The 13,685-nt window shown below is 39.6% G+C and carries 13 protein-coding genes; 11 read left to right on the top strand and 2 right to left on the bottom strand.

The features are described from left to right. Position 1 precedes the first annotated feature (1 nt). The 3 genes from M3P19_RS16660 to M3P19_RS16650 all read left to right on the top strand — a co-directional run bounded on the left by M3P19_RS16660 (position 2) and on the right by M3P19_RS16650 (position 2,954). Positions 2-1,312: an ABC1 kinase family protein gene (locus M3P19_RS16660; protein ID WP_249658834.1), complete on the top strand. Its 1,311-nt coding sequence runs from the start codon at positions 2-4 to the stop codon at positions 1,310-1,312. A 93-nt stretch (positions 1,313-1,405) separates the two neighbouring features. Beyond that, complete coding sequence (locus tag M3P19_RS16655; protein WP_249658833.1) at positions 1,406-2,413, top strand: 3-oxoacyl-ACP synthase III family protein; 1,008 nt, start codon at positions 1,406-1,408, stop codon at positions 2,411-2,413. A gap of 1 nt (position 2,414) precedes the next feature. Next, entirely contained in the window at positions 2,415-2,954 is a 540-nt protein-coding gene (locus M3P19_RS16650; RefSeq protein ID WP_249658832.1) for a pyridoxamine 5'-phosphate oxidase family protein, read from the top strand. A 96-nt stretch (positions 2,955-3,050) separates the two neighbouring features. Here M3P19_RS16650 and M3P19_RS16645 read toward each other — a convergent pair whose 3' ends face one another. Further along, complete coding sequence (locus tag M3P19_RS16645; RefSeq protein WP_249658831.1) at positions 3,051-5,507, bottom strand: TonB-dependent receptor; 2,457 nt, start codon at positions 5,505-5,507, stop codon at positions 3,051-3,053. 346 nt (positions 5,508-5,853) lie between these two features. Between M3P19_RS16645 and M3P19_RS16640 the strand changes: the two genes are divergently transcribed. Further along, entirely contained in the window at positions 5,854-6,213 is a 360-nt protein-coding gene (locus M3P19_RS16640; RefSeq protein WP_249658830.1) for a CoA-binding protein, read from the top strand. Here M3P19_RS16640 and M3P19_RS16635 read toward each other — a convergent pair. After that, on the bottom strand, positions 6,197-7,678 hold the full coding sequence (locus tag M3P19_RS16635) for a sodium:solute symporter (RefSeq protein ID WP_249658829.1): 1,482 nt from the start codon (positions 7,676-7,678) through the stop codon (positions 6,197-6,199). The genes M3P19_RS16640 and M3P19_RS16635 overlap by 17 nt on opposite strands. Positions 7,679-7,754: 76 nt before the next feature. Here M3P19_RS16635 and recR point away from each other — a divergent pair, with 76 nt between their 5' ends. The 7 genes from recR (at position 7,755) to M3P19_RS16600 (ending at position 13,658) form a co-directional block, all read left to right on the top strand. Further along, positions 7,755-8,375, top strand: coding sequence for a recombination mediator RecR (gene recR, locus M3P19_RS16630; RefSeq protein ID WP_249658828.1), 621 nt, complete (start codon positions 7,755-7,757; stop codon positions 8,373-8,375). Between the two features lie 93 nt (positions 8,376-8,468). Then, complete coding sequence (locus M3P19_RS16625) at positions 8,469-9,812, top strand: dihydrolipoamide acetyltransferase family protein (RefSeq protein WP_249658827.1); 1,344 nt, start codon at positions 8,469-8,471, stop codon at positions 9,810-9,812. Positions 9,813-9,878: 66 nt separating this feature from the next. Beyond that, entirely contained in the window at positions 9,879-10,661 is a 783-nt protein-coding gene (locus tag M3P19_RS16620; RefSeq protein WP_249658826.1) for a carboxylesterase family protein, read from the top strand. A 5-nt stretch (positions 10,662-10,666) separates the two neighbouring features. Next, positions 10,667-11,443, top strand: a complete 777-nt coding sequence (locus M3P19_RS16615) for a 3'-5' exonuclease (RefSeq protein WP_249658825.1) — start codon at positions 10,667-10,669, stop codon at positions 11,441-11,443. 17 nt (positions 11,444-11,460) lie between these two features. Beyond that, the gene (locus M3P19_RS16610; protein WP_249658824.1) at positions 11,461-12,072 is read left to right on the top strand and encodes a fumarylacetoacetate hydrolase family protein; all 612 of its coding nucleotides are present in this window, start codon (positions 11,461-11,463) and stop codon (positions 12,070-12,072) included. Continuing rightward, a complete protein-coding gene (locus M3P19_RS16605) occupies positions 12,072-12,410 on the top strand; it encodes an Hpt domain-containing protein (protein WP_249658823.1) in 339 nt (112 codons plus the stop codon). The genes M3P19_RS16610 and M3P19_RS16605 overlap by 1 nt, the downstream gene beginning before the upstream one ends. Further along, on the top strand, positions 12,411-13,658 hold the full coding sequence (locus M3P19_RS16600; RefSeq protein WP_249658822.1) for a competence/damage-inducible protein A: 1,248 nt from the start codon (positions 12,411-12,413) through the stop codon (positions 13,656-13,658). It abuts the gene before it with no gap. Positions 13,659-13,685: the final 27 nt, after the last annotated feature.

Below are 13,685 nucleotides of genomic sequence, written 5' to 3'. Positions count from 1 at the left end.
TATGAAGACATTAGATAGTATCCCAACGGGAAAGATGGAACGTGCCGGGAAATTGGTTAAAACCGGTGTAAAGATAGGAGGGAACTATGTGAAATATTATGGGAAAAAGTTGGTCAATTCCGAGAATGCGAAGGAAGAGCTCGATGAAAACAATGCTGCTGATATTTATGATGGTCTAAAAAGTTTAAAGGGAAGCGCGTTGAAAGTTGCCCAAATGCTGAGCATGGAGAAAAATCTATTGCCTAGGGCATATGTAGATAAATTTTCGCTTTCTCAATTCTCCGTACCACCTTTATCCGCACCTTTGGTTCGTAAGACCTTTAAAAGGTATTTGAATCAATATCCTGAAGAAGTTTATGATCATTTTGAACGTAATTCGATTAATGCCGCCAGCATAGGACAAGTGCATAAGGCTACCAAAAATGGCAAGGAACTAGCGGTCAAAATCCAATACCCTGGAGTTGCTGAAAGTATAAGTAGCGATTTGGCTTTGGTAAAACCCATTGCAATTAAAATGTTCAACCTAAAAGGCAAGGATTCCGAAAAATATTTCAAAGAGGTCGAAAACAAGTTGATAGAGGAGACCAACTATATTTTGGAATTGGAGCAAAGTAAGGAAATCACAGAAGCTTGTACCGTGATTCCAAATATGGCATTTCCAATTTACTATCCAGAATTGTCTAGCGAGCGCATTCTTACTATGGACTGGATGAAGGGTAAGCATCTAAGTGAATTTACCGCGCAGCCGTTTGACACTCAACTGGGAAACAAATTGGGTCAGGCCTTATGGGATTTCTATATGTTCCAAATACACCATTTACGTAAGGTGCATGCCGACCCGCACCCAGGTAATTTTTTGGTAAGTGAGCAAAACACGCTAATTGCCATTGATTTTGGATGTATCAAGCAAATTCCAGATGAATTTTACACACCCTATTTTGAATTGGCCAAAGAAGAAAACATCAACAATAATGCTGTTTTCATGGAAAAATTATATGACTTGGAAATCTTGACTCCTACAGATTCGGAGCAAGAATTGGAATTTTTCAAGGCCCTTTTCAAAGAGATGTTGAGCTTATTCACTTCCCCATTCCATAAGGAGGAATTTGATTTTGGTGATGAAGTCTTTTGGTCCAAAATCGCGGATTTAAGCGAACGTTATTCCAAGGATGAACAAATACGTAAAATGAACGGGAACAGGGGTTCCAAGCACTTTCTGTATATGAACAGGACCTTTTTCGGCTTGTATAATTTACTGCACGACCTAAAGGCCAAAGTACAGGTCAACCACTTTAAAAAGTACGTTGACTAAAATTCAAGTGATATACCTACTACTTTGAATATATTTTTTACTTTGCCATGAAATGGTTTCGGCTATTATGACCCTAACCGCAAAGAATACTTTATGTACAATTCAAAAATAACTGGACTCGGGTATTATGTTCCAGAAAATGTTGTGACCAATGATGATCTATCCAAAGTGATGGAGACAAGTGACGAATGGATTCAGGAACGCACGGGTATCAAGGAACGAAGACACGTTGTTAAAGGTACAGATACCACTACTTCCATGGGGGTTAAAGCCGCCAAAATTGCCATTGAACGCGCTGGTATAGATAAGGATGAGATAGATTTTATAGTTTTTGCCACACTAAGTCCAGACTATTACTTTCCTGGACCGGGGGTTTTGGTGCAGCGCGACCTAGGAATTAAAACCGTTGGGGCTTTGGACGTAAGAAATCAATGTTCTGGTTTTGTATATGGCGTGTCTGTTGCGGACCAATATATAAAGAGTGGAATGTACAAAAACGTTCTTGTCATTGGTTCCGAATTGCATTCCCATGGCTTGGATATGACAACCCGTGGTAGGGGCGTATCTGTAATATTTGGAGATGGAGCCGGGGCCGCGGTTCTATCACGTGAAGAAGATACCTCCAGAGGGATTCTCTCATCACATTTGCATTCAGAAGGTCAGCATGCAGAGGAACTATCTCTGATTGCACCAGGAATGGGAAAACGATGGGTAACTGACATAATTGATGATAAAGATCCTGAAGACACCTCGTATTTTCCTTATATGAATGGTCAGTTTGTGTTTAAAAATGCCGTGGTTCGATTTAGCGAGGTCATCATGGAAGGTCTTCAAAAGAACAGTTTAGGGGCACAGGATATCAACATGTTGATTCCACATCAGGCAAACCTGCGTATCTCCCAGTTTGTCCAGAAGAAATTTGGATTATCGGATGAACAGGTATTCAACAATATCATGAAATACGGAAACACTACTGCAGCTTCTATTCCTATTGCTCTTACAGAGGCTTGGGAGCAAGGTAAAGTGAAAGAAGGCGATTTGGTAGTATTGGCTGCTTTTGGAAGTGGATTTACCTGGGGCAGTGTGATTATCAAGTGGTAATATGGGAAGAATGCTCGAGGGCTTGACTCCAGCCTTAATGGAGTTCATTCAATCCCAAAAAATGTTCTTTGTGGCCACCGCCATGGAGCAAGGTAGTATCAATCTTTCTCCAAAAGGACTGGATTCCTTTCGAATTATTGATCAAAATCGCGTGATATGGTTAAATCTTACAGGCAGCGGTAACGAAACCGCTATCCATTTAAGCCATAAGGATAGGATCACCATTATGTTCTGTGCGTTTCAAGGAGATCCGATCATTTTGCGACTTTATGGGACAGCGAAGGTATATGACGTTGGTTCTGAAGGTTGGGACAGGCACAAGGATTTATTCCCGGATATTTCAGGGAGCCGCCAGCTGATTGATGTTGCTGTAGAACGAGTGCAGACCTCTTGTGGAATGGGGGTGCCTTTAATGGAATATCAAACACAGCGCGATGGACTTCTTAACTGGGCGGAAAGTCAAGGTGATGAAGGATTGGAAAAATACTGGAAAAAGAAAAACACCTCCAGTATAGATGGCTTTGAAAAGAGCGGCGAATAAAAAACAAACCCCAATTTCAATTGAAATTGGGGTTTTTAAATGATAGACCTTGAAGACTAACCAACCAACACTCTGTCAAGGCATATCAAACTTTTATTAAAGTATACCTCCGCTAGATTGCTTGGTATTATTATCTCTTCGTTTACGTTGTTTCGCACGGTTTTTACCACTACCAAATCGGTAAGATAGCCCGGCATAAACATTATTGGATTCCCAATTGAACCCACCGACTTGCGCATAAGGACGGTCTCCATCAAACGCAAAGCGCATGGTATTGAACATGTCATTCCAGTTTAGGCTAATCGTTCCTTTACCTTCAGCAAAGGTGTACCTCGCACCTAGGTTGACAAAATACATCGGGTCAACTTCAAATTGTAGATTTCTGTTTTGACCTCTGTAGAAGGCAAATGCCTGTAGCGTCAACTTTTTAGTCACTGTAAAACTATTGTTCAGTCTAAGGTTCCACGCGGTGTTATCTACTTCAACTTCCTCCACTACAATATCGTCTGGAGTAGGATCTGTGATATCACTTGGTAAACTCTCCGTGATACCCCGGTTGGTTTGTTGGTAGTAGTCAAAACTACCGTTTATACTCCACCATTTGGCCGGCCTGTAATTCAAGGATGCTTCAAAACCGTAGGCATTGGTTTTGTCAAAATTGTCAAAAGTGAGAATCAGTTTATTGAAATCCAATCGATCTACAAATACTGCGCGATTGATTTCATCCGTAATGGTCCTATAGAAAATACCCCCGGTTATACTACCGTTTTTGATTCTTTTGGTGTAATTGGCTTCGTAGGAGTTGGTAAACTGCGGTTCCAAACTTGGATTTCCAAAGGAAGAAATCAAAGGAGTGGCCCACTCGCGAATCGGATTTACCTGCTGAAGTCCGGGTCTATCTACACGTCTACTGAAACTTACCTGGATTTGATCCTTTTCATTAGGTCTATAGGTCAAGAATGCAGAAGGATAGATCTGTGTATACTTATCGGTAAATGTGCGTAATTGATTGGTGTCTGCTTTTACTTCAACATTTTCCAATCGTGCTCCAACTTGATAGGACCATTTTTCACGGTTTTGCGAAAATGTCACGTAAGCGGAGTAAATGTCCATTGAATAATCAAATTCAGTACTTGGTGTGGGAATCAAATTCCCATTGGAGTTGAATGATAAACCTGTAGAGCTGTAATCTACATTGGTTTCGAACAATCTGGATTCAACACCAATTTCCAATTTGGAAATGCTGTCCACCGGATTTACATAATCCAAGTTTGCAATGGTTTGGGTACGCTCGGTATCCACAAAATCCATGTAGTCCGGGAAAAGACTTGCCCCGGTAGTCCTAAAATTGGCATCTTGGTCATTTTCAAATCTATTATGATCAATTTCCAATTCAATATTGTGACCTTCTTTGTTGAAGTCCAATTTGTAATCAAAGTTGTACTGCTCACTGCGATTCTCACTCACATCGTTAAAGAATTGGGTAACATTTCTAGACATATCGTTGCGGTAATCAACATCTGTGATACCTTCTCCTTTACCGTCAAAAATGTTCTGATTGGTGAAAACTGAGATGGTGTTCTTGTCATTCAAATAGAAATCCACTCCAACTTTATACAAATGTGATTTGTTATTGTTGAAGAAATCAAAGGATTGCAGCGAGTTTTCGTCCAAACGAAGAATGGTACCATCGTTTACATATTTTCCAATATTGTTACCATAGTTTCCATAAAAGTTGAACTTACCGTTTCTGTAGTTCAAATCGATGGAACTATTGAATTTGGCTTCAATACCTTTGGTCAAACCAGTGGTAATGTTACCGTTGAAACCAATATTGGCGTTTTTGTGTAGAACGATATTGATAAGACCGCTCATCCCTTCAGGATTGTACTTTGCTGAAGGATTTGTGATCAATTCAATGGATTTAATGGAGGTGGATGGAATCTGTCTTAACAATTGTGCCACTGGAACATTGGATAATTTACCATCTACCATTACCCTTACGTTACTGTTTCCTCTCATGGTGATATCACCTGTTTGAGAATCTACGTTAAGGGAAGGAATGTTGTTCATGATGTCCGATGCTGTGGCACCAGCGGTGGTAAGATCCTTTCCTACGTTGATTACTTTTCTATCCACACGTTGTTCAATTGTGGTACGTTCCGCCACAACTTCTACCTCAGACAGGGCTTCTGTTTCCTCTTCCAAGCTGATGGTTCCCACGTTTACTTTTCTGTTGTTTTTGGAAATTTCCAGTTTTTGGGAATGTGTTTTGTATCCGATATACTGCACTTCTAAAATAAAATTTCCTTCAGGAAGTTTTTTGATCTCAAAAGTTCCACTTTCCGTAGTGATACCACCGGTAATGGTTTCGGTACCATCTTCAGATTTTACCACTATTGCCGCGTAGGCAACAGGCTGATTTAGTGTTTGGTCAATTACAGTACCAGAGATAGAACCGATTGGTGGTTCGGATTCAGGGTCATTGGCTCTAGATTGTTCAGGTAATAAAATGCACAGCACTAGTGCAAAAAGCAAAGTTACTCTTCTCATGAGTTGTTCGTTTTTGATTGATTGATGTTGCTTACAAGACGAATCTGTTTGGAGATTGTTACAGATAAAATCAGGTTTAACATAATTTAACAGCACGTTAAATTGTAACCCTTTGTAAGGCAGTTCTTTTTGATAAGACAAAAGTTTGGCGAACGGAAAAAAGAAACCCTGACTTCCGATTTAAATCGAAACGCCAGGGCTTTATACATTGATAAGCTATACTAAACACTAACCATTAACTATAAAAAAATACAGACTTACCAATGATTAATTTTGTATGTACAATAGACGACCTTTTTTTTGAATCGTTACAATCTTTAATTCAGTTTAACATATAAATTAACAAATGACTACGACCCTTGTTTTTGGTGCCTCTTTAAACGCTTCCCGATACAGCAATTTGGCAATCAGAAGATTAGTTAAAAATAATCAAGAAACCTTGGCATTTGGTATGCGAGAGGGAACCGTTGCTGGAATACAAGTTAAAACCAACTTGGATGAATTCCAAAATATAGATACGATTACCTTATATATGAATCCTACAAGGCAAAAAGAATTTTATCAAAGCATCATTGATTTAAATCCTAGCCGGGTCATTTTCAACCCAGGTACTGAAAACCACGAATTTGCGGAAACATTAAAAAAGCATGGTATTCTAGTAGAAGAAGCCTGTACTCTTGTGCTACTTTCTACTGGGCAATATTAACACTAGTATCCTTGCGTCGTATCAACCATAAGCCAAAGAAAGTTAGTAGACCATTTAATGGTAACAATTCGTAACCTAATACATAACCACCTAAATAATCGGATGGGATATTGGCCAGCACATAAATCAAAATGACAGATAGACAGCATACCAACCAAGAAATCTTATCATGGATCTTATGCTTGGTGAAAATACCGAATGCAAACAATCCCAATAATGGACCATAGGTGTAGCCGGCTACGGTAAGAAGACTATCAATTACATTACTGTTAAGAATATATTTAAAAGATATAATGACAACCACAAGCATGGCACTCATCCATATGTGTGTCCGTTTGCGTATGCGTTTTTGTTCTTTTTCTTCTTTTTTTTCCACATCCAAAAAATCAACACAGAAAGAAGTGGTCAATGAGGTTAGCGCACTATCAGCACTACTGTAAGCAGCTGCAATTAAACCTAGCATAAAGGTGACGGCAAGGGTAAGTCCCAATCCACTGTTCAATGCAATTTCTGGAAACAACAGGTCAGTTTTGGGTTTTCCATCCATTAAAGGGACTGAAATGCCATTTTTGCCTGCATAAATAAACAATAAGGCTCCAAGCAGCATGAACAAAAAAGTAACAAAAACCAAAACCAAGCTAAAGGAAACCATGTTCTTTTGTGCATCTTTCAGTGATTTACAGGTCAGATTCTTTTGCATCATATCTTGATCAAGTCCGGTCATGCAAATGGTCACAAACATTCCTCCAATAAATGATTTGACAAAATGATTTCTATCCAAAAAACTATCAGTAAACAGGAATTTATCATAAACCTTGAGTTCTTCTGAAACCAAGAACTCCCCAAAACTCCAATCCAATTCATTATTGATGAAAATTATGGAAAGCACAACGGCCAATATCATAAACAAGGTCTGTAAGGTATCTGTCCAAACAATGGTTTTTATTCCGCCTCTGTTCGTATAGATCCATATCAACACTATGGATAGAATCACTGTTATTTCAAAGCGAACACCAAGATCATCAAAAACAAATTGTTGCAATACGATGGCCACCAAATACAATCTAAAGGCAGCACCTAAAACTCTAGAAACGAAAAAGAAAAAAGCCCCTGTCTTGTGACTCACAGAACCAAAGCGTTCCAAAAGATACTCGTAGATGGATGTAAGATTCATCCGATAATATAGCGGTAGCAATACATAGGCTACCACAAAGTATCCGAACAAGTAGCCCAAAACCACTTGTATATATCCAAATTGTGAATCTTCAACCCAACCTGGAACTGAAATAAAGGTTACTCCTGATAAAGAAGCCCCGACCATCCCAAAAGCAACCAAATACCATGGTGATTGCTTGCCTGCCTTGAAAAAATCCGCATTACTATCGTTTCTACCTGTAAAATATGAGATGATCATTAGCACCAAAAAGTAGGCGCCAACAAGAAGGAGAATCTGCAGTGCGGACATAAAGTAAATTTGAATTGCAAAGTACAAAAGTAAATTGGTAACCGTAAAATCGTAATTTTGCGTTACAACTTGGACTATGGATTTTTCATCAAAATTATTGGAAAATGCGGTTTATGAGATGTCGCAATTACCCGGTATTGGGAAGCGCACGGCTTTACGATTGGTTTTACATTTGTTAAAACAGCCGGAAAATCAGACCAATATGCTTGCGGAGGCATTATCCAAGTTAAGAAGCGAGATTAATTTTTGTAAGAGCTGTCATAACATTTCGGATACCGAGATTTGTGAGATTTGCAGTAATCCCAAACGAGATTCCAGTATTATTTGTGTAGTTGAGGATATTAGGGACGTGATGGCAATTGAAAATACTTCCCAATACAATGGCATGTATCATGTCTTGGGTGGTAAGATTTCGCCGATGGAGGGAATAGGCCCCCAAGATTTGAATATTGTTTCACTGGTTAACAAGGTCAAAAAAGGTGAAGTTCAGGAATTGATATTCGCTTTGAGTTCAACTATGGAGGGTGATACCACCAACTTTTACATCTATAAACAACTTGAAGGACTCAAGGTCACAACATCAACCATTGCCAGGGGTATTTCAGTGGGTGACGAATTGGAATATGCGGATGAGGTAACTTTAGGTAGAAGTATCCTAAATAGAATTCCTTTTGAGAGTGCAATAAAGGCCAGTTAGGAATTCCTTAAAAATGAATAAAAATTAAGAATAAGACGATTTCTTTATTATTTTTGCAAAATATAAGTCGATATCTATTCGTTAAATAAGAATATGTCAAAATTTGAATTGAAATTACCGCAAATGGGAGAAAGTGTTGCTGAGGCAACATTGACCACATGGTTGAAAGAAGTGGGTGATACCATTGAAATGGATGAGGCCATTTTTGAGATTGCTACCGATAAGGTGGATTCTGAGGTACCCAGTGAGGTTGAAGGTGTATTGTTGGAAAAACGATTTGATGTTGATGACGTAATCAAGGTTGGCGAAGTTGTTGCCGTGATTGAAACTGATCAAGCGGTTGAAACTTCTGCAAATGGTGTTGAAGCTCCAGAAGTTGTTGAGGAAGTAGTAGAATCCCCTGCAGTGGAACTTGAAACACAAATGGAAGAAATTCAATCTGCTGTATCCGTCGCTACACCTAATTTTGGCGAATCCCAACGCTTCTATTCTCCTTTGGTACGAAATATTGCCAAAGAAGAGGGCGTGTCCATGGAAGAATTGGAAGCCATCATCGGAACAGGAAAAGAAGGCAGGGTAACCAAAAATGATATCAAGGCGTTTTTGGAGAACAGGTCTTCCAATGGCAGCACTGCTGTTGAAAAGCCAAAGGTAGTTGAGGCCGTAACACCTAAACCTGAAAAGAAGGAAACCAAGGCAACCAAGGAAATGCCTGTTGCTACCAATGAAGGGGATGAGGTTATTCCGTTAACCCGAATGGGTAAATTGATTGCCCACCACATGGTGGAAAGTGTTTCTACTTCAGCACATGTTCAGAGCTTTGTTGAAGTGGATGTCACTAACGTTGTAAATTGGAGAAACAAAGTTAAAGATGCATTCCAAAAAAGGGAAGGTGAGAAATTGACGTTCACTCCAATTTTTATGGAAGCCGTGGCAATGGCGCTAAAAAAATACCCAATGATGAACATATCGTTGGATGGCGACAATGTTATCAAAAAGAAAAATATCAACCTAGGTATGGCCGCAGCCTTGCCAGATGGTAATCTCATAGTGCCCGTGATTAAAAAGGCAGACCAATTGAACTTGGTTGGTATGGCCAAAACGGTCAATGATTTGGCGAATAGAGCAAGAAATAACCAGCTGAAGCCAGATGAAGTGCAAGATGGGACCTATACGGTGACCAACGTTGGTTCCTTTGGAAGCGTTTTTGGAACTCCTATTATTAATCAACCTCAAGTAGGAATATTGGCTTTAGGGGCAATTCGGAAATTGCCGTCGGTAATTGAGACAGACCAAGGAGAGTATATTGGTATCCGCAGTAAAATGTTCCTTTCGCATAGCTATGATCATAGAGTGGTCAATGGTGCTCTGGGAGGTATGTTTGTCAAAACCGTGGCTGATTATTTGGAAGCTTGGGACATAAATCGGGAAATCTAGTCTCCAAAAACTATTGTTTTCATTTCACTATTCTTAAATTAGGGCTTCAAACCAATTCATCAGTCCATGAAGCTTAATACTGCCCTATTCTTGGGGTTACTTATGTTACTGTCCAATGCGTTGAATGCGCAGGACTTATCAGCTTATCAAAAGAAATATTTCGAGAAAAACGGAGATAGCCTACCGTATCGTTTGCTGTTGCCAAAAGATTATGATCCCGGCAAAAAGTACCCATTACTTCTTTTTTTACACGGTTCTGGTGAACGAGGTAATGATAACGAATTGCAATTGGTTCATGGCTCCAGGTTGTTTTTGAAAGAAGATGTAAGGGAAAATTACCAGGCAATAGTGGTATTCCCCCAATGTGCAGCTAATAGTTCTTGGGCACGAATAGATGTGGAGGGTGATTTTGAAAACCGTCAATTCATTTATTATGAAGATGCAGAACCTGCCGAGGATATGTTGTTGCTGGAAGGTTTGATAAAGTACCTGAAAAAGAACTACAAACTAGATAAAAATAGAATGTATGTGGGTGGCTTGTCCATGGGCGGCATGGGTACCTTTGAATTGGTGCGTAGAAACCCTAAAATGTTCGCAGCAGCCTTTCCAATTTGTGGAGGCGCAAACCCTGCCATAAGCAAAAAGTTGAAAAAACCACACTGGTGGATTTTCCATGGCGATGCAGATAAAGTGGTACCTGAAAAGTATTCAGCTGAAATGGCCAAGGCCATGGGTGATATGGGTATCAATGTAAAGTATACCGTTTATCCTGGAGTAGGACACAATAGCTGGGACAATACCTTTGCCGAACCAGAATTGATGAATTGGATTTTTTCACAATTGAAATAAACACCATGGAATTAAAACTCACGAAACCTATTTGTTTTTTCGATTTGGAAACCACAGGAATAAATGTCGCCAAGGACAGAATTGTGGAAATTTCCATTTTAAAGGTGTTCCCAAACGGCAATAAGGAGAGCAAGACTTGGCTGGTAAATCCTGAAATGCACATTCCGGATGAAGTGGTGGCCGTACATGGTATTTCCAATGAGAAGGTGGCCAATGAGCCAACGTTCAAACAATTGTCCAAGGAAATCTATAAAATGATCAAGGACAGTGATCTAGCTGGTTATAATTCAGACCGATTCGATATTCCACTTTTGGCAGAGGAAATGCTGCGCGCAGATGTGGATTTTGATATGAAGAGTATGGTATCTGTTGATGTTCAGACCATTTTTCATAAGATGGAAAAAAGAACCTTGGAAGCGGCTTACAAGTTTTACTGTGATAAAAATTTGGATGACGCACATAGTGCCCAAGCGGATACTTTGGCTACGTATGAAGTATTACTGTCCCAACTGGACCGATATCCGGAGTTGGAGAACAACGTAAAGAAATTGTCTGAATTCACCACCCGAAAACAATCCCTCGATTTTGCCGGTTTTATAGGTCTGGATAAGGAAGACCGTCCTATATTTGCATTCGGAAAGCACAAGGGTAGAACGGTTGATGAGGTAATGGAATCCGAACCAGGTTACTTTGGTTGGATCTTGAATGCGGACTTTCCCCTCTACACGAAAAAAGTACTCACCCAAATTAAATTGAGCAAGCTCAATAACAAACTGTCTTAATTTTAAATAAGAAGACAATGAAATTGATATGTATTGGCAGAAATTATGCTGCCCATATTGACGAATTGGACAATGAACGTCCAGATGAACCTGTGGTGTTCATCAAACCGGATTCAGCCATCTTGCCTAAAGAGCAAGACTTTTACATACCTGAATTTTCAAATGATGTGCATTATGAGGTAGAGGTTTTGGTGAAAATCAAAAAGGTGGGCAAACATATTGCAAAGGAATTTGCTCATACCTATTATGATGAAATTGGATTGGGAATAGACTTTACCGCCAGAGATCTTCAATCCAAACTAAAACAGAAGGGTTTGCCCTGGGAGAAAGCGAAAGGTTTTGACGGATCTGCTATAGTTGGTAAGTGGAAGCCTAAATCTTTGTACGAAAATATTGATAAAATAAGGTTTTCCTTGTTAAGGAATGGGGAAAACGTCCAAAATGGCAATACCTCCTTGATGCTGTGGAAAATAGACGAACTCATAGCTCATGTGTCTACCTATTTTATGCTTAAAAAGGGCGATATTTTGTTTACAGGCACCCCCGCCGGTGTTGGTAAAGTAAGCCCAAATGATTACCTTGTAGGTATGCTGGAAGAGGAAAGGCTATTTGAAATTAATGTGAGATAATGATTTACAACCTCGATAAAATCAATGAAATGGCAGAAGGCGATAACGACTTCATAATTTCTGTCATTTCCGTTTTTTTAGAAGAAGTACCGATTGATTTGGAAGGTCTGGAAACAGCCATTACAAGTCGCGATTATGAGAACGTTTATAAGTTGGCTCATAAAATAAAACCCAACGTGGATCTATTAGGTATGGAGCAGACCCGTGCAACCGCCTTGGAAATTGAAACTTTGGGAAAGAATGCAGCCAATATGGACGAAATAGAGCAAAAATTCCCCCTGCTTAAAAAGGATGTACTCCAAGTAATATCCGAACTACAAAAAGACTTCGACTTATAAATGCAGGCAGAAATCATCACCATTGGGGATGAGATTCTCATTGGACAGATAGTAGACTCCAATTCTGCATTTATTTCCAAGGAATTAAATAAAATAGGGGTTTCCGTATATGAGATTACATCCATACAGGATGACCGGGAGCATATTTTGCAGGCGCTGGAAACAGCTAGTAAACGTTCGTCCATTGTTATCATGACTGGGGGATTGGGGCCTACTAAAGATGATATCACCAAACATACCTTGTGTGAATTTTTCCATGACGAATTGAAGCATGATGAGGCGGTCATGAAACATATTGAAATGCTTTTTAACAAGTACTTCAAAGTACCAATGTCCAACTTGAATCGGGAACAAGCCCTGGTACCTTCCAAAGCACATGTTTTACAAAACCCCAATGGCACCGCTCCTGGATTATGGATGCAAAAGGAAGAAACAGTGTTTGTTTCACTTCCTGGCGTTCCTTTTGAGATGAAGCACCTTATTACTGAATTGGTAATACCTAAAATAACGACCACATTCGAACGTCCACATATCCTTCACAAAACGATTATTACGTACGGATTGGGAGAAAGTGCTTTGGCAGATAAACTCGAGGATTGGGAAAACAACCTGCCGGAATTTATAAAATTGGCCTATTTACCCAATTTAGGTAAAGTTAGACTTCGGCTTACAGCACTTGGACCTCGTAAAGAATTACTGGAGTCTGCTGTGAATTCGGAGGTTAAGCAATTATATGAGCTTGTTGGAGACATCATATACGGTGAGGAGGATGGCGATTCCATTGAACAACAGATTGGAAACTATCTTGCAAAGAAAAAAATGACCCTTGCTACTGCTGAAAGCTTTACAGGCGGCACAGTTGCAGAAAAAATCACTACAATTCCTGGAGCATCTGCGTATTTTAAGGGCAGTATTGTCGCCTATGCCACTGAGACCAAAATAAATATTCTCGGCGTTCCTGAGGCACTTGTAAAAGAACATTCGGTAGTCAGTGAACAGGTTGCTATTGCAATGGCAGAAAATGTGAAAAATAAATTAGGAACCGATTTTTCAATAGCTACCACTGGCAATGCCGGGCCTACCAAAGGAGATTCGGATGCTGAAGTGGGAACAGTATTTATTGCCATAAGTACACCTGAACATACCTTTGCTCAAAAATTTACTATTGGAAAGAACCGGGAACGCATTGTTAAAAGGTCTGTAAACAAGGCCTTTGAGCTATTGTGGAAAGAAATTTTAAATTTCTGAAAAAGAATTTTGTACGTCCCAAAAAAT

Source organism: Flagellimonas spongiicola (assembly GCF_023502425.1).
GTDB classification, from domain to species: domain Bacteria; phylum Bacteroidota; class Bacteroidia; order Flavobacteriales; family Flavobacteriaceae; genus Flagellimonas; species Flagellimonas spongiicola.
Note: the sequence above shows the minus strand (reverse complement) of the source record. Positions and strands in the feature narration are given on the sequence as shown.